Origin of the sequence: Paenibacillus sp. Soil766 (assembly GCF_001428105.1) — a bacterium.
GTDB lineage: Bacteria > Bacillota > Bacilli > Paenibacillales > NBRC-103111 > Paenibacillus_E.
Window position 1 is genome coordinate 98238 of the sequence record NZ_LMSJ01000023.1, and the last position, 15873, is coordinate 114110.

Consider the following 15873-nt stretch of genomic DNA (forward strand, 5'->3'; position numbering starts at 1 on the left):
ACATACTAATAAAAGTACCATAGTGCACGCATATTTGACAATACATGCGCCTAGGGCAAACAAAAAAGGGCTGAGTACTTTCAGCCCCTTCCAAGATCTATGATTTAGGTTGACGTGTGCCATCAATTGGCTTTGTAATGCTAAGTCTTGTTTTGCTTGCTAACACCGGACGACGCAGCAGGATGGAGAAAAAGCTTTTGGCATTAAACGGTATGAATGGCCACATATAGGGAGCATCATAGGATTTCTTCGAAGCCAACATAATTAGCCATAATGTGGAGCCTATCACAAACCCAGGAACACCAAAAATGGATACCGTAATTAGTAAGGCTAGCCTCACGATTCGATTCGCTAAGCCTAATTCATAGCTTGGAGTAGCGAACATCCCGATTGAAGCTAGTGCAAGGTAGAGGATGACTTCGTTAATGAAGAGTCCTGTCTTTACAGCTATGTCTCCGACCAGTATCGCAGCCACTAAGCCCATCGCTGTTGCGAGCGGCGTCGGGGTATGAACTGCCGCCATTCGCATGAGATCGATCCCAATATCTGCAATGAGGAACTGTAAGAGCAGCGGCAATGTACCTTCTTTTTGAGGACCAAGAAACTCTAATCCTGCTGGTTTAAGCGACGGCTCCATCACCATTAAATACCAGAGTGGCAGCAAGAAGATCGACATCATAATACCTGCAAAACGTACCCACCTCAAATAGGTCCCGATAAAAGGTGTATTCCGATATTCTTCAGCATGCTGTACATGATGGAAAAAGGTCGTCGGCAAGATCATGACACTTGGAGAGGTATCTACAAACACACAGACATGTCCTTCTAGTAGATGTGCAGAGACCACGTCCGGACGCTCTGAATAGCGCACCATGGGATATGGATTCCAACCCTTATTTACAATCACTTCTTCTAATTGTTTCTCGCCTAAAGGCAAACCATCAATCTCTACTTGTTTCATTTTGTCTTTAATATCTTGGACAAGTGACGCATCCGCAATATCATTAATATATCCAATACACACATCTGTCTTCGTCCGTTTGCCAATTTGCATGATTTCTAGTTTAAAACGCTCATCACGAATGCGGCGTCTAACGAGGGTAACATTCGTTAACAGCGTTTCTACAAAACCATCGCGCGACCCTCTAACAACACGCTCTAAATCTGGTTCAGCAATAGATCGGATAGGAAAGGTTTTCGCATCAACCGCGATGGCCGTCGTAACTCCTTCGATAAAGAAGGCGGTCCCACCCATTAACACTTGTCCAACAATCTCAGACATTTTCGTATAATGCTTCACTTGTATATGTGGAATTAGTTTTTCAATAAAAGTCTCCAACGTATGGTGAGCTACCTCTTCACGGTCTGCATAGGTCAGTCGTGTAATGATATCCGTCAGCACGGTATCTTTCGCGAAACCGTTGCAGTAAAAGATGCCCACGCGTTTAGCCCCAAACACCATCTCTCGCATCACAAGATCAAAACTCCGATTCAATCCGACCCTTTCTTCCAATACGCGCTGTACTTCTCTAAGACTTTTCGGAATATCTTCTTGGATCTTAAGTGCCTTCTCTTTCGGTGTCATATTCGTAATGGGATTATAGGCCGATAAATTCCCTTCTTCATCAACAGCCAGTTTATCTTCTTGATTATGTTCGTGATTCCCTTGATTCTCGTTTTCCTGTAATTCTTGCAGTTTTTCCTCTTCAGCCTGTTGACTATTTCTAACTATAAACTTCATTGGTGCGCCACCTTCCTCCGGCCCTTTAATAAAATAACCATTCAAACAAAGAACCAATAACCTTTCCGAAAATCATAGCCATTAATAACACAATTCGATAGGAATCCATACCTACTCGTTTAGCCAAAATCGGTAGTACATTGACGATTTCAGTCAGTGCTGCAGCCAGCAATCCTACGAAGCAACCTGCAAAAAGGCCAAATAGCGCTGCGCCCATTGGGAATAAATGCATATGCAAATCACTGAAATCCACCCAAGTAAACACGAGAGATCCTAGAACAACTGCTGCTTCATAAGCGTGAATTTTGGAGAATGATCTTGTGATTTGGGCTAACCTAGGGATAATATCCAGAACTACTAGGAAGGCAACCATACCGCTCCCAACTGCAATGCCTCCAGCTAAACCGATAAAAGCAGCTAGGAAAGCTTCCCCGAGCAGCGTAATCACTTCGCGTCCCCTTCTTCATTGATTTTCGAGTATTCTTCTGTGATGACATAATGATTAATATTTTCTTGATACATAAACATCTCAACTTCTAGAGGGCTTGGTTCTTCATTGAATTTCTTTTTAAACAGATGGTTAAAGAAAAGTACCATCCCTGCTCCAATGCCGATTGAATATGGAATTTGCAAAATAAGCGGATGATCTACCTTTTTACCTGTCATCAATTCGTAAATACGTTGATGAACGGCTAGCATGGACACATCTGCATGGAAATTCATGATCGCGAGCCCAGAGCCAATAAATAAAAGCAACCATACAATCCCGATGAGAAACGGGTTTGCTTTCTTATTATCGGTGTATATTTCTAGCAGTACATGTGGTTCTCCAAAATGTTCAACTTGCAGCTCGGGAAACCGCATCTTTACTTTACGAATGATTAATAGCATGTCAATTAACACGCGATTCCCATCCTCTTGCTGGGGTTGATGAATAATCAATTCGTTCAGAGCTTGTTCATATTCAGGCTCCACAAATAGTTGGGCAATATGGTGCAGTCTCACGATCTGACCTTTGCGAACTCGCGCTTTGCGGCGCAGGCGTATGTATAAATATTTATTAATTACCTGGACCATGGTTCACCCCTCTCAGAGCTTAACGATGTCAATTCTGTCTGCAGTCATCCATGTATAGAAATAGTATGCAAAATCCTTCCTTTGCGTAATCCATTCGAGATTTGGTAAATTCTCCATGCATAAAGTCGGATATGGCAAGGCATGTTAATTAGGGAATACGATTACTTATTCCATATAAAGAAGGTGATAACATGGCAAAATTCGCGCTAACTCTAGTCATCATCGGTGCGTTGAATTGGCTTCTAGTTGGGCTTTTCGAATGGGATTTAGTTTCTGCTCTGCTTGGGGGAGATTCACACCGTGAATCTTCAGGGTTAAGTCGTATCGTATACTCCCTCGTAGGTTTATGTGGGATATACTGCGTCAGATTTTACGCTGTTGACCGTTATTCGGTACGCTAGTAAAGAGTTCGGTGTATAAGGAACAAGCCGCTCATCCCCCTGATATTTACTCAAGGGAAATAAGCGGCTATATGTATATACACTGAAAAACCGTCCTCCCATAGGGAGCACGGTTTTTCCAGAGCATGGGGTTTTTTTAGGGTATAAATCATTGTGCAATCTGATCCTTGATCGACTGCAGTATCTTTTTCTCCAAACGCGATACCTGCACCTGAGATATCCCTAGTCTGCTTGCAACCTCCGACTGCGTCTGATCACGGAAATAACGGAGATATACAATAAGTCTTTCGCGCTCTGAGAGCGTCCCTATCGCTTCATTTAAGGCTAGCTTCTCGAACCATTTCTCTCCGGATTCATCCGAAATCTGATCCATGAGTGTGATGGGGTCTCCATCGTTCTCAAATACGGTCTCATGAATCGACGAGAGTGGTTTATTCGCCTCTTGAGCGAACACAACCTCCTCCGGTGTAATCATAAGTTCCTCTGCAACCTCTTTGATCGTAGGAAGCCTCCCCAAGCGTTTCGAAAGCTCATCCTTTGTCTTGCGAATTTTGTTCGCAAGCTCCTTAAGAGAGCGGCTAACCTTTAATGTACCGTCATCCCGCAGAAACCGTTGGATTTCCCCGATAATCATCGGGACGGCATAGGTTGAGAATTTGACATCATACGAGAGATCAAATTTGTCCACGGACTTCAGCAGTCCAATGCACCCGATCTGGAACAAGTCTTCGGCTTCGTAACCACGGTTCAAAAAGCGCTGAACCACGGACCACACCAAACGGATATTGCAGCTGACAAGTGTTTCTCTAGCGAGTCCATCTCCGGATTGGCTGAGGGCGATTAACCGTTTGACTTCCGAATCGTCTAAATAACTATGAGAAGCATGTTTCAGATCAACATCCATAGATCCTACCCCTAATTGTATAAAGCTTTTTTAGATTCAATTCGCTTCAACATGTTTATTTTCGTTCCGATTCCGACGGCCGTCACAACTTCCACTTCGTCCATGAAATTTTCCATAATTGTAAAGCCCATCCCCGAACGCTCGAGCTCTGGTTTGGACGTGTACAAGGGCTCCTTTGCTTGCTCTAAATCAGCAATACCTTCACCCTTATCCTCAATTGTTAAACGAATCGTGTCATCATCAATTTCAGCTGAAATGGTAATGACACCATCCTTATTATTGTTATAGCCATGTATAATCGAATTCGTTACGGCTTCTGAAACAACCGTTTTGATATCCGTCAATTCATCTAAAGTTGGATCTAACTGCGAAACGAATGCGGCCACTGCGACACGTGCAAAAGCTTCATTCTCAGATCGGCTGGCAAATTGCAAGGTCATAAAGTTACGCTCACTCATAAAGCAACCTCCAAACTGGACATTGCATTACGTTCGTTATCTTGAATCGATACAATCTTAAACATCCCCGAAAGCTCGAACAATCGATAAACAGCCGGTGAGACGTCACAGACGACCATTTTGCCGCCTTTGCTCGTGATTTGCTTATAACGGCCAAGAATGACGCCTAGACCTGAGCTATCCATGAAGGAGAGGTCCTTCAAACTAAGAATGATGTGTTGCGTCTGCTCCTTCGCAATCGCATCCTCCATCCTCACCTTAACACTATCCGCTGCATGATGGTCAAGTTCACCCTTCAATCTAACAATCAGCGCTCTTCTTCCTTGCTCAAACTCAATTTGCATGCCCAATATGTTCACTCCCTTCAGGTCATGAACACTAGTTTCTACAACTGAGTTGGCAATTCCTGCCACCCGACAAAACTAGAAGAAAACCGCTAAAAGTAGGCAAAATATACGATCTCATCAACTTATATTCGCTGTTTTCCGCATTAATCCGTGGTAAATAACTCCGATGTTGTCCGCTTAAACAACTTCCACCAAGAGGCTTTATCAACAGCTTGAGGTGATTCTAAAGGATACTCTGCTAAGACATTATCCCCATTGTAGACCATGATTTTACCAATCGGTTGACCTTCGCTAACAGGTGCTCTCAAGCTAGGATCCAGCTGCAATTCATGTCGGATATTTGCCGTGTCCGTCCCTTTTTTCATCAGAATGCTATAATTCTGTCTTGCTACTAACGGCACTGTCGAGACTTGACCTTTATTTATCGTGAAGCTTCCCAAACTATCTCCTGTTTTGAACAATGGATAGTTCGTATATTGCGCAAAAGCATAATCAAACAACTTCGTGACTTCAGCGTTCCGCGTTTTGGTATTCGGTTCACCAAGTACCACAGCGACAACACGTAAATTATCTCGTTTAGCTGTAGCTGACAAACAGAACTTGGCTTCACTGGTATAGCCGGTTTTCAATCCATCGGCTCCACTGTAGAAACGCACTAATTTATTGGTATTTACAAGCCAGAATGGCTTAGGTGAATCTTTGCGTAAATAATCTTGGTAGGCACCTGTAAAATTCGTAATCCCTTCGTGCTTCAGAAGCTCGCGTGACATTATCGCGATATCATTAGCCGTTGTATAGTGATTAGCCACAGGAAGTCCATTACAGTTAGAGAAGTGGGTGTTCTTCATTCCGAGTTGACCTGCCCGCTCATTCATCATGGCAACAAAATTCTCTTCCGAACCCGCAATTTTCTCAGCCATAGCGACAGAAGCATCATTTCCGGAAGCCATTGCGATGCCTTTCAGCATCTCTTGAACTGACATTTGTTCGCCAGGCTCTAAGAAAATCTGTGAGCCCCCCATGGAAGCCGCATATTCACTAACGCTGACTTTTTCATCCATTTTGATAGTGCCCTTGTCGACTGCTTCCATAATCAATAGCATGGTCATAATTTTCGTAATACTTGCTGGCGGAAGTTTGGCATCCTTATTTTTCTCCGCAATCACCGTACCCGTATCCGCATCCATAAGAACGGCAGATAGGGCATTCGGTGTGAGATCTACAGGCTGTACCTTAGTTTCCGCCGCATAAATCGCTGGCAGGACCAGCATCACACTTAGTTGTAAACAAATAAAACTGATTAGCCCTTTTTTTCGCATAGCAATTGTACCCCTCCTGTGATGTATGAAGTGAAAGTTTTGGCATTTTGCAGCATGAATGACTGCTAATCAGTGTTGACGAAATCATTGAAAATTATTCCATGACGGTGAAAATAAGCCAAAATGAAAAAAGCACCTTCCCCTAAGGAAAGTGCTTTTTTGGGAACTAATCTATTCGATTACATCATAAATTAATTGTTTCGGTGCAGGTTGAGTTAGCGTGATCTTATACGCTTCAAGGATCATGGCCTCAACCTCAGCTACTTCCAATCGATTCGCGTGGATAGTACAAATGGATTCACCTTTTTGAACCGCGTCCCCAATTTTCTTATTTAGGGTTAGTCCTACTGCATAATCGATCAAATCTTCTTTCTTCGCTCGTCCCGCGCCAAGCACCATTGCGGCGATTCCGATATTTTCCGCTTGGATCTCACTTATGAACCCATCTTGTTGTGCATGAACCTCAATATGATATGCTGCTGTTGGCAATAGCTCAGGCTGATCAACAACACGCGCGTCGCCGCCTTGGCTTGCGAGAAAGCGTTTGAACGTGTCTAGTGCCTTACCTTTGGAAATGATGTCACGAACAGCTCCCTGCGCCTCCTCAAAGGTGGCATACACCTTACCCAGGACTGCCATATAAGCCGCAACAGAAATCGCAACCTCCGTTAGCTCCTTGTCTCCAGTTCCACGCAGCACTTCGATAGATTCTCGAATTTCATTCGCATTTCCAATTTCGCGGCCTAGCGGCTGATCCATATCGGTAATCATTGCAATTGTTTTCCGATTCAGACGAGTTCCGATATCAACCATTGTACGAGCAAGTACTCTAGCATCCTCGACCGTTTTCATAAAGGCACCTGATCCGATTTTCACATCCAACACAATCGCTTCAGCGCCAGAAGCAATTTTCTTACTCATGATGGAGCTTGCGATCAAAGGAATTGAATCCACCGTTGCCGTTACATCGCGCAAGGCATAGATTTTCTTATCTGCTGGAGCCAAATTGCCGCTCTGACCGACAATAGCAATTTTATTCGTGTTAACCGCTTCGATAAAAGCTTCCTTCGATAACTCAATTTGAAAGCCTGGAATGGACTCCAGTTTATCTAATGTACCGCCTGTATGCCCTAAACCTCTGCCTGACATCTTAGCTACAGGGATGCCAAGAGAAGCGACAACAGGACCTACGATGAGGCTTACTTTATCCCCAACGCCACCCGTCGAATGTTTATCCACCTTCACACCAGCAATTGCCGATAAATCAATCATTTCACCGGATCCCGCCATAGCGAGCGTAAGAAACGACGTTTCTTCATCTGTCATTCCGTTTAGGAAGGTCGCCATAAGGAAGGCGGACATTTGATAATCAGGAATACTCCCCGCCGTATACTCATTGATAATAAACGTTATTTCCTGTTCGCTTAACGCTTCACCAACACGTTTCTTATGTATTAAATCAACCATTCTCATAATATTACCTCCTTAAAGTTTTCGCCAGAAAACTTGCATCGTAAGCATCCGCTATAGGTTCCATCTTACATCACAAATATAATAAAAGAAAAAAGGGAGCATGTAAGCCCCCTTTTAACTTTGATTCTATGATTATTGTACTACTAATTTAGCTTTCATTTTAGCATGTCCTTCGCCGCAAGGAAGAACACAATCGATTTCATATGTACCTGGTTTGTCAAAGGTAACTTCCTTCGAAGGAGTTTCTTTGTCAAGTTTAATATCCAAACCAACGATTTCAACGGCATGGACACCTTCTTTTAAGGACAATGAAACTTTCGTAGCTTCACCTTTTTTCACGGTGTATTCCGGTACATCAAACTGCCAGTTTGAAGCAACTAATTTCAGCTGTTGCATTTTACCAGCGGCAGCCTCGGCTTCCTGTGCCTCTTGGCGATCAGAAATATCTTGAAAGAGGACTCCCAGCCCCAATGCGCCCGCAAGTATAAATAGTACAAAGAAAATCCACTTTTGCATGCATATCCCCCTCATCGTGTGTTCACTTCATCTATTCTACCTAACATCAGAGAATAATCCCATATCTAGTCCGTGGCAAAACTTTGACTATTTCGTGACAGAATTGTGAACTGAACTCCATCTTACTATTCCCATTCCAATGCAATTTACACACGATTCCACCGATCACTAATTTTAAACCCGCTTGAAGTAGGTCCCTGAGGTTTTGATTCAGGTTGCTTCATACTTGGTACGGTTCCGCTCTCATTAAGTTTTCTAATATCACGAGTGATACGAGTGCTGCAATTTACACACAACTTATGTTCACGTATCGGTTCCGAGCAGGAAGCACATGGGTAACGCAAATTAGGATAATCAGACAGCTGCAACTTGCCTTCTTTCATCCAAACTTGTAATTGAATATCGGAAACACCTGTAGCAGCACAAACTTGCTCATTCGATGAACGATAGTTTCTACGAAGAAAATCTACACAATTCTTTAATTGATCATGTATACTTGTGCTGCAATCCATGCATTGATTACGTAAATTTCTTTGATACACTTTGCCACAACGTGGGCAATTGGCTACCATAAGTTCTTGAGGAACTGACATGATCAAACACATCCTTCTATGGATTAGGTCATCTTCCTTAGATAGACGGCCACCGAATATAGTTCTAATTAACTATATTCTATCATGTGTCCCACAGAATGGATAGGTCTTAAGATGCTCAATCCCACAAAAAAATCACGGTTTTTCCCGATTCAATTTATCCAAATTGAACTTCACGAACAAAAGCTTTCACTAAAGCAATAAATTTAGGCTTCGTCCGATTCGCTACAGCTACAACTTGTTCGTGGGTTAAAGGTTCAAGCTCCTCACCAATGGCCATATCCGTAATACATGAGATGCCTAATACTTTGAGCCCAGCATGGCGAGCAGCAATCACTTCACCTACTGTAGACATTCCAATCGCATCGCCGCCAATACGTGCAAGCATCGTCAACTCTGCTGGTGTGCAATAGGTAGGCCCTGTGATGCCAGCATATACGCCTTCCTGCAGCTTCAGTGCTACGCCATCCTCTCCAACAACTGATGAAGCCAACTCACGAGCAAGACGTCGATAATCACGATTATAGGCTTCTGACATATCTGGGAAACGAACACCAAGCTCACCATGGTTCGGCCCAATCAATGGGTTATCGCCAGTCATATTAATATGATCACTTATCAACATCAAATCACCAGCTTGGAAGGAGCGATTCATCCCTCCTGCCGCGTTGGTCATAACAACGGCCTGTACCCCGATTGCTTTCATCACGTAAACGGGGAACACCACTTTTTTCATATCATAACCTTCATAATAATGAAAACGGCCTTGCATAACGATAACTTGCTTGCCTTCCAAAGTACCAATCACAAAACGGCCTTCATGGCCCTCCACAGTAGATACAGGGAAATGCGGAACTTCACTATATTCGATAGCTATCGGCTGTTCAACCTGATTCGCCATATCACCAAGTCCTGAACCCAGAACAAGTCCTATTGATGGCGATACGCCACCTAAACGCGATTGGATGAAGCTTGCTGCCTCATTAATTTGTTGCATGTAAGACAATGTCATGTTGTTCTCCTTTTCTACTTTAAAGCGCCTCGATAATACCTAGGACTAGCTTCAAAAATTTAGGTTTAACCTTTTCCGTTGTTTCCATCACTTCAGCATGGGATAACGGTTGATCTAATATACCCGATGCCATGTTGGAAATACAAGAGAAGCCCAATACTTCGATACCCGCATGACGAGCAACAATAACCTCAGGAACAGTTGACATTCCAACCGAGTCTCCACCCAATGTGCGGAACATGCGAATTTCAGCAGGTGTTTCATAGTTAGGTCCAAGCAGCCCAACATACACACCTTCTTGTAATTTAAAATCTTGCGTAGCCGCAACATCATGCGCTAACTTACGTAGACGCTTGCTGTAAGCCTCCGACATATCCGGGAAGCGAACACCTAGCGCTGAATCATTCGGTCCAATCAACGGATTGCGGAATGTCATATTCAAATGGTCACTGATAACCATGAGATCGCCAACCTGATAAGATTCATTGATCCCGCCTGCTGCATTGGTAACGATCAAGGTTTGTACACCAAGCTCTTTCATTACACGTACAGGGAAAGAAACCGTTTCAGCGCCATAACCTTCATAAGCATGAAAGCGTCCTTTCATCACGAGGACTTGTTTACCTTGAATGGAGCCTACAACAAGCTCTCCAGCATGTCCCTCAACAGTTGAGACCGGGAAATGCGGGATACGGGAATAGTCGATTACAATGGGTTGTTCAATTAAATCCGCTAAAACACCAAGACCCGAACCAAGAATAAGACCAATTTGCGGTGTAATATTCGTTTCTTGTTTAATAAACGCTGCTGCTTCTTGAATTTCTTGAATCATGGATGTACCTGACATGTCATCATGCCTCCTCAAATTAATGTAACCTCTACTTTATTTCAAAAGATGTAGAAAACTCTCACCATTCTTCGTTGGTTCAACGCCGAAGTTGTCTGCGATCGTCGCGCCTAAATCAGCAAAGGTGCCCCGAATTCCCAAGGAAACTGGCAATTGGAAACTAGGACTATACAGCAAAATGGGTACATACTCACGTGTATGGTCCGTCCCCGCGTGCACAGGGTCATTCCCATGATCTGCGGTCAAGATCAGCAGATCTTTCGGCCCGAGTCCCGCTTTCAGCTGTGGGACATAGGCATCAAATTCCTCTAAGGCTTTACCGTAGCCTTCAGGATCGCGTCGATGACCATACAAAGAATCGAAATCGACTAGATTGGTAAAAGCTAGACCCTTAAATGAGGTTCCGAGTACCTCAATCGTCTTCTGTATGCCATCCAAATTGCTTTTCGTAGAGGTCGCTTTCGTAACCCCTTCGCCGTCAAAGATATCATTAATTTTGCCAATCGCTATGACATCCCATCCTGCATCCTTCAGTTGATTCATAACGGTAGGCTCTGGGGGCTTAACCGCATAATCATGTCGGTTTGGCGTACGTTTGAAAGCCCCTTGTGTACCCAGATAAGGTCTAGCAATGACGCGTCCAACCGCAAATTCATCTTGCATCGTTAGTCTTCTGGCAATTTCGCAAGCGCGATAGAGCTCATCTAACGGAATGATGTCTTCGTGTGCGGCTAATTGAAAAACACTATCGGCCGACGTGTATACGATCCATGCGCCCGTCTTCATCTGTTCTTCGCCAAGCTCATCTAGGATCTCTGTGCCCGAAGCCGGTTTATTGCCTATTACCTTACGCCCTGTTTCTTGTTCAAATTGTGAGATCAATGCGTCGGGAAATCCATCCGGAAATACCTTAAATGGTGTAGAAATCCGAAGCCCCATTAACTCCCAGTGACCTGTCATCGTATCTTTACCAACGGAAACCTCTGCCATCTTGCCATAATAACCCTCTGGTGACGATACAGGTGGAATCCCCTGAATATCTGCGATGTTTCCGAGTCCCATTTGCTGCAAATGTGGCAGTGCAAAGCCGCTTACCTTCTCTGCTATATGACCAAGGGTATGTGCTCCAAGGTCGCCAAACTGATCAGCATCCGGCAATTCTCCGATGCCTACACTATCCAATACGATTAAACTAATTCGTTCAAAGCGCACCGATGTCCCTCCAAATCAATCCTAATAGTAATGATATCCACCCTTCATTATCCCACTTCCAACCCGTGAATGCAAAACAGCAGCAATTCCGGATGGAAGTGCCGCTGTCTCTCCATTAATGCTCATAAATGAGCTCTAGGGTGTGCTCGATTATAGACATCCTTCATTTTGATCTTCGTAACCTGCACATACAATTGTGTTGAGGAAATGTCGGAATGTCCAAGCATTTCTTGTACAGATCGCAAATCCGCACCGTTTTCGATTAAATGTGCAGCGAAAGAATGTCTCAGCGTATGTGGAGTAATTTCATTCGTAATTTTCGTCTCCAATGCATAGCGCTTCATAATTTTCCAAAAACCTTGTCTCGTCATCCGAGTACCTAAGTGCCCGATAAAGAGTGCTTCCTCGTCTACCGATCTTTTGAGCAGCTTGATACGATGAATCTGAATATAGCTATCAATCATTCGAATGGCTATGCCGCTAAGCGGAATTATCCGCTCTTTTTCCGCTTTGCCGATACATCGAATGAAGCCCATCTCTAAATTCACATCGGCCATATTAAGTGCAACAAGTTCAGAAACACGAATCCCTGTGGCGTAGAGCAATTCCAACATGGCTTTATCTCGCGCACCATTCACCTGCTGGGATTGAGGCGCTTCCAGCAACTTTTCAACTTCGGGGATGCTTAGAACCTTCGGAATTCTCTTTTCCAACTTTGGAACCTCAATGAAAACGGAAGGATCGGAATCAAGGAGCCGTTCTTTCACCATGTATTGAAAAAAGGAGCGTAATGAAACGCGTATTCGTGATAAAGTCGCTGATGCTCGTCCAAGCGTTTTTAATTGTGATAGGTAACTCCCAAGATGCACTTTCCCTGTTTCTCGCCAGCTTGTAACACCCTGCAACTCAAGATAGGCAACAAATTGAAGGAGATCCCTTTCGTAGGATTCGAGTGTGTTCCGTGAAAGTCCTCGTTCAATCGTCAGAAATTGGATGAAGGATTGTAGCTCACTCGTCATTATGTCAGTCTCTCCTTCGTTTACCTGCTATAACTTCCATTCTATAGCATTCCACGATGACAGGAGAGATTCCTTTATTTTTCGCTTTACTCACCATACCAATAAAACAAACGCAGTCGCTCACTCATTGAATTCGAATCAAAGGATACATGTTCGCTTTGTCCGAATACCTTAACGGATTTGCCTGTCGGCGCTTTGTATTTGTTCACAGGCTGAATCCAACCGGATACGGCTAGCAGAACTTGATATAAAATGACCGTCAACGCCACAAAAACCAAAATATACTGTAAGCGAACAATTAATTTCCGATAGGAAAATATCATAGCCCTGCCTCCATGTCTATTCCATGTCTTAGGAACAGAATATGAGGCTCGGACCATGATTATGTCAGATCGATTAATTTCGTATAAGGCATTCCTAGCGCTTCAGCTACCGCTGGATGGGTGACACTGCCTTTGTACGTATTCACCCCTAGTTGTAGCGGGTAGTTCTCTGCTAATGCTTGTGTGAAGCCTTTATTAACCAACTCCAACGCATATGGCAAGGTGACATTCGTCAACGCAAGCGTTGAGGTACGAGGCACAGCTCCTGGCATGTTGGCAACCGCATAATGAACCACACCGAACTTCTCATAGGTTGGATCACTATGGGTGGTTACACGATCAATCGTTTCGATGGATCCTCCTTGATCGACAGCAACATCCACAATGACAGCGCCTGGCTTCATACTCTGCACCATTGCTGCTGTCACTAACCGCGGTGCTCTTGCTCCTGGGATGAGTACTGCGCCAATGAGCAGATCCGCCTTCTGGACTGCGCTAGCAATATTATACGGATTGGACATCAATGTACGGAGATGTCCTCCGAAGATGTCATCCAAGGCTCGCATCCGATCAGCACTTCGTTCAATAATAACAACATTAGCACCAAGACCTAGTGCCATTTTGGCTGCATTCGTACCTACAATCCCACCGCCCAAAATAATGACGTCTGCAGGTGGAACGCCAGGAACACCGCCAAGCAAAATGCCGCGACCGCCATAAAATTTCTCGAGGTAGTGGGCTCCAATTTGTACAGACATTCGCCCGGCAACCTCACTCATCGGTGTTAGCAAGGGCAAGGAGCCATTCGGCAATTGAATCGTCTCGTAGGCAATACCTGTCACTTTCTTCTCCAATAACTGAGCAGCCAGATCGCCAGCTGCAGCTAAATGCAAATAAGTAAATAGAATCTGACCTTCTTTGAAATAACCATATTCAGCAGGCAACGGTTCTTTCACTTTCATGATCATATCACTTTCCGCCCACACTTCATTCGCATGTGCGATTATTACAGCACCTTCTTGCTTATAATCCTCATCCGAAAATCCGCTGCCAATGCCTGCTCCCGCTTCGACCAACACACGATGACCGGACATTCGCAGCATCCCTGCACCGCCTGGGGTCAAAGCAACTCGATTTTCATTGTTCTTGATTTCTTTAGGAACGCCAACGACTAGGCTTGGTTTCGACATACTCGCCACCTTCTTCCTTCGGTTCATTCGTCTATAATGTACCCCGACTCCCTTGCCAATTATGTGACAGTAAGCTAACTCTTAGCTACTAATTAGCATATGATGTAAACACAAAAATGCCTGTATGCAATGAACTGCATACAGGCATTTTCATAAGTTGGACAACTACCGTACGGCAGCTGTTAGTGGGATTTCTCCAATGAGTCCGGTTTCCCTCGTTCGTTACAGCGGTAGCAAATGCCTTGGAAATCAAGACGATGATCTAAGACTTGAAAATGAAATTCTGCTTCTAACCGTTCTTCGAAAGGTACGAGCCAGTCTTCCATGATTTCATCTACGGCTCCACATTGCACGCAAATTAAGTGATGGTGATGATGTCGTGAATTATCGTCACGTAAGTCATAACGAGCCACGCCATCGCCAAAATTCATTTTCTCCAAGACATGCAGTTCGCTCAGAAGTTCTAACGTACGGTATACTGTTGCTAGCCCGATCTCTGGCGCTTTATCCTTCACAAGCATAAACACATCTTCTGCACTAAGATGATCTTGTTCATTCTCCAGTAGAACGCGAACAGTCGCTTCCCGTTGAGGTGTAAGCTTGTACCCCTGGGATTGTAGTTGTTGTTTAATTTTCTCGATCCTTGCTTCCATATGCCTCCCCCTCAGAAAGGTGGGCATCCTAGCCCATTTTTAGCCACTCTTTTCATTATAGGGGGAGCTTGCAGACAAAGTCAAACACAATCACATTTCATTTTATTGCCCATAAACCCCCACCAGCATTGGGGTTACCCATTTCATCATGTATTGGGAGAAGTATCCTTCTAATAAAGCAGCGGCTAAAAGGAAGACTCCCATCACTAAAGTGATCGTTGTATATCTCATGAAAGGTTGGTAAATGTTACCACTACGACTCATGATTCTATGTTTTATCATATACAGTGAGAATGACATCGCAGCCACGCTGCAGAATATGATCGCCGGTATGACGATTAAATTTTGAGGAACAACGGCCACAAGTGCAAATAGCATCCCTTTCCACGACATCTGACCCACAAGATATCCGACCGTGAATCCGATCAGTACACCTTTTAGAAAATCCAATACTAAGATCAACGGCAATCCAATAATCGATAAGCCAAATAACCAGATTAATAATATCCATTTCATATGCATTCCGAATGCTTGACTAAACGATTGCTGACTGTCAATTTCGATGCCATCATTGATTTCATGAAAAAAACTGCCTAAATGGCGGGTCATCTCTGTCCTCTGTTCCAAGGAAAGCGCATTAACCATGACGGCACCGAAAACAACGCCAATAACAAAGAGCACAGAGACGAATATAAATAACGGCAAATTATCCTTCATATATTGTTTCATCGTTAAGTTCCTATTCACACTCGCCACTCCCTCCTTGTACAACCTCTACAAAGACAAGC

General features: G+C 43.9%; 19 protein-coding genes. 1 reads left to right on the forward strand and 18 read right to left on the reverse strand.

The window, feature by feature from the left end:
- Positions 1–97 precede the first annotated feature (97 nt).
- The 3 genes from ASG89_RS17950 to ASG89_RS17960 are packed head-to-tail and all read right to left on the reverse strand — an operon-like array spanning position 98 to position 2818.
- On the reverse strand, positions 98–1741 hold the full coding sequence (locus tag ASG89_RS17950; protein ID WP_057312131.1) for a spore germination protein: 1644 nt from the start codon (positions 1739–1741) through the stop codon (positions 98–100).
- Between the two features lie 25 nt (positions 1742–1766).
- Entirely contained in the window at positions 1767–2180 is a 414-nt protein-coding gene (locus ASG89_RS17955) for a stage V sporulation protein AB (RefSeq protein ID WP_235549828.1), read from the reverse strand.
- Positions 2181–2185: 5 nt separating this feature from the next.
- Complete coding sequence (locus ASG89_RS17960) at positions 2186–2818, reverse strand: stage V sporulation protein AA (protein WP_063867987.1); 633 nt, start codon at positions 2816–2818, stop codon at positions 2186–2188.
- 191 nt (positions 2819–3009) lie between these two features.
- On the opposite strand from ASG89_RS17960, the gene ASG89_RS35680 reads away from it, so the two are divergent.
- On the forward strand, positions 3010–3219 hold the full coding sequence (locus ASG89_RS35680) for a DUF378 domain-containing protein (RefSeq protein WP_082593381.1): 210 nt from the start codon (positions 3010–3012) through the stop codon (positions 3217–3219).
- Between the two features lie 148 nt (positions 3220–3367).
- Here ASG89_RS35680 and sigF read toward each other — a convergent pair whose 3' ends face one another.
- The 15 genes from sigF to spoIIM form a co-directional block, all read right to left on the reverse strand.
- Positions 3368–4123, reverse strand: a complete 756-nt coding sequence (gene sigF, locus ASG89_RS17965) for an RNA polymerase sporulation sigma factor SigF (protein WP_028554229.1) — start codon at positions 4121–4123, stop codon at positions 3368–3370.
- Positions 4124–4134: 11 nt separating this feature from the next.
- Positions 4135–4581, reverse strand: coding sequence for an anti-sigma F factor (gene spoIIAB, locus ASG89_RS17970; RefSeq protein WP_057312135.1), 447 nt, complete (start codon positions 4579–4581; stop codon positions 4135–4137).
- A complete protein-coding gene (spoIIAA, locus tag ASG89_RS17975; protein ID WP_082593382.1) occupies positions 4578–4931 on the reverse strand; it encodes an anti-sigma F factor antagonist in 354 nt (117 codons plus the stop codon). The genes spoIIAB and spoIIAA overlap by 4 nt, the downstream gene beginning before the upstream one ends.
- Positions 4932–5071: 140 nt before the next feature.
- The gene (locus ASG89_RS17980) at positions 5072–6247 is read right to left on the reverse strand and encodes a D-alanyl-D-alanine carboxypeptidase family protein (RefSeq protein ID WP_057312137.1); all 1176 of its coding nucleotides are present in this window, start codon (positions 6245–6247) and stop codon (positions 5072–5074) included.
- Between the two features lie 171 nt (positions 6248–6418).
- Positions 6419–7720: a pyrimidine-nucleoside phosphorylase gene (locus ASG89_RS17985; protein WP_057312139.1), complete on the reverse strand. Its 1302-nt coding sequence runs from the start codon at positions 7718–7720 to the stop codon at positions 6419–6421.
- A 132-nt stretch (positions 7721–7852) separates the two neighbouring features.
- Complete coding sequence (locus tag ASG89_RS17990) at positions 7853–8236, reverse strand: hypothetical protein (protein WP_057312141.1); 384 nt, start codon at positions 8234–8236, stop codon at positions 7853–7855.
- A gap of 146 nt (positions 8237–8382) precedes the next feature.
- Positions 8383–8829, reverse strand: a complete 447-nt coding sequence (locus tag ASG89_RS36470) for a flagellar protein (protein ID WP_157276700.1) — start codon at positions 8827–8829, stop codon at positions 8383–8385.
- A gap of 157 nt (positions 8830–8986) precedes the next feature.
- A complete protein-coding gene (locus ASG89_RS17995; protein ID WP_057312143.1) occupies positions 8987–9841 on the reverse strand; it encodes a purine-nucleoside phosphorylase in 855 nt (284 codons plus the stop codon).
- A gap of 19 nt (positions 9842–9860) precedes the next feature.
- The gene (locus ASG89_RS18000; RefSeq protein WP_057312145.1) at positions 9861–10688 is read right to left on the reverse strand and encodes a purine-nucleoside phosphorylase; all 828 of its coding nucleotides are present in this window, start codon (positions 10686–10688) and stop codon (positions 9861–9863) included.
- A gap of 36 nt (positions 10689–10724) precedes the next feature.
- On the reverse strand, positions 10725–11900 hold the full coding sequence (deoB, locus tag ASG89_RS18005) for a phosphopentomutase (protein WP_057312147.1): 1176 nt from the start codon (positions 11898–11900) through the stop codon (positions 10725–10727).
- Between the two features lie 122 nt (positions 11901–12022).
- On the reverse strand, positions 12023–12919 hold the full coding sequence (gene xerD, locus ASG89_RS18010; protein ID WP_057312150.1) for a site-specific tyrosine recombinase XerD: 897 nt from the start codon (positions 12917–12919) through the stop codon (positions 12023–12025).
- A gap of 86 nt (positions 12920–13005) precedes the next feature.
- Complete coding sequence (locus ASG89_RS18015; protein ID WP_057312152.1) at positions 13006–13242, reverse strand: DUF4227 family protein; 237 nt, start codon at positions 13240–13242, stop codon at positions 13006–13008.
- Between the two features lie 59 nt (positions 13243–13301).
- Entirely contained in the window at positions 13302–14432 is a 1131-nt protein-coding gene (gene ald, locus ASG89_RS18020; RefSeq protein WP_057312154.1) for an alanine dehydrogenase, read from the reverse strand.
- Between the two features lie 182 nt (positions 14433–14614).
- Positions 14615–15085, reverse strand: a complete 471-nt coding sequence (locus ASG89_RS18025) for a Fur family transcriptional regulator (RefSeq protein WP_057312157.1) — start codon at positions 15083–15085, stop codon at positions 14615–14617.
- Positions 15086–15187: 102 nt separating this feature from the next.
- Complete coding sequence (spoIIM, locus tag ASG89_RS18030) at positions 15188–15832, reverse strand: stage II sporulation protein M (protein ID WP_235549811.1); 645 nt, start codon at positions 15830–15832, stop codon at positions 15188–15190.
- Between the last annotated feature and the right edge of the window lie 41 nt (positions 15833–15873).

Bases quoted from the DNA above. Each gene is read 5' to 3' on its own strand.
- spoIIAB (WP_057312135.1), bottom strand. From the start codon at position 4,581: ATGAGTGAGCGTAACTTTATGACCTTGCAATTTGCCAGCCGATCTGAG.
- ald (WP_057312154.1), bottom strand. From the start codon at position 14,432: ATGTCGAAACCAAGCCTAGTCGTTGGCGTTCCTAAAGAAATCAAGAAC.
- ASG89_RS17985 (WP_057312139.1), bottom strand. From the start codon at position 7,720: ATGAGAATGGTTGATTTAATACATAAGAAACGTGTTGGTGAAGCGTTA.
- ASG89_RS17960 (WP_063867987.1), bottom strand. From the start codon at position 2,818: ATGGTCCAGGTAATTAATAAATATTTATACATACGCCTGCGCCGCAAA.
- xerD (WP_057312150.1), bottom strand. From the start codon at position 12,919: ATGACGAGTGAGCTACAATCCTTCATCCAATTTCTGACGATTGAACGA.
- ASG89_RS18025 (WP_057312157.1), bottom strand. From the start codon at position 15,085: ATGGAAGCAAGGATCGAGAAAATTAAACAACAACTACAATCCCAGGGG.
- ASG89_RS17990 (WP_057312141.1), bottom strand. From the start codon at position 8,236: ATGCAAAAGTGGATTTTCTTTGTACTATTTATACTTGCGGGCGCATTG.
- sigF (WP_028554229.1), bottom strand. From the start codon at position 4,123: ATGGATGTTGATCTGAAACATGCTTCTCATAGTTATTTAGACGATTCG.
- ASG89_RS17980 (WP_057312137.1), bottom strand. From the start codon at position 6,247: ATGCGAAAAAAAGGGCTAATCAGTTTTATTTGTTTACAACTAAGTGTG.
- ASG89_RS35680 (WP_082593381.1), top strand. From the start codon at position 3,010: ATGGCAAAATTCGCGCTAACTCTAGTCATCATCGGTGCGTTGAATTGG.
- ASG89_RS17950 (WP_057312131.1), bottom strand. From the start codon at position 1,741: ATGAAGTTTATAGTTAGAAATAGTCAACAGGCTGAAGAGGAAAAACTG.
- ASG89_RS18015 (WP_057312152.1), bottom strand. From the start codon at position 13,242: ATGATATTTTCCTATCGGAAATTAATTGTTCGCTTACAGTATATTTTG.
- ASG89_RS17995 (WP_057312143.1), bottom strand. From the start codon at position 9,841: ATGACATTGTCTTACATGCAACAAATTAATGAGGCAGCAAGCTTCATC.
- ASG89_RS18000 (WP_057312145.1), bottom strand. From the start codon at position 10,688: ATGTCAGGTACATCCATGATTCAAGAAATTCAAGAAGCAGCAGCGTTT.
- ASG89_RS36470 (WP_157276700.1), bottom strand. From the start codon at position 8,829: ATGTCAGTTCCTCAAGAACTTATGGTAGCCAATTGCCCACGTTGTGGC.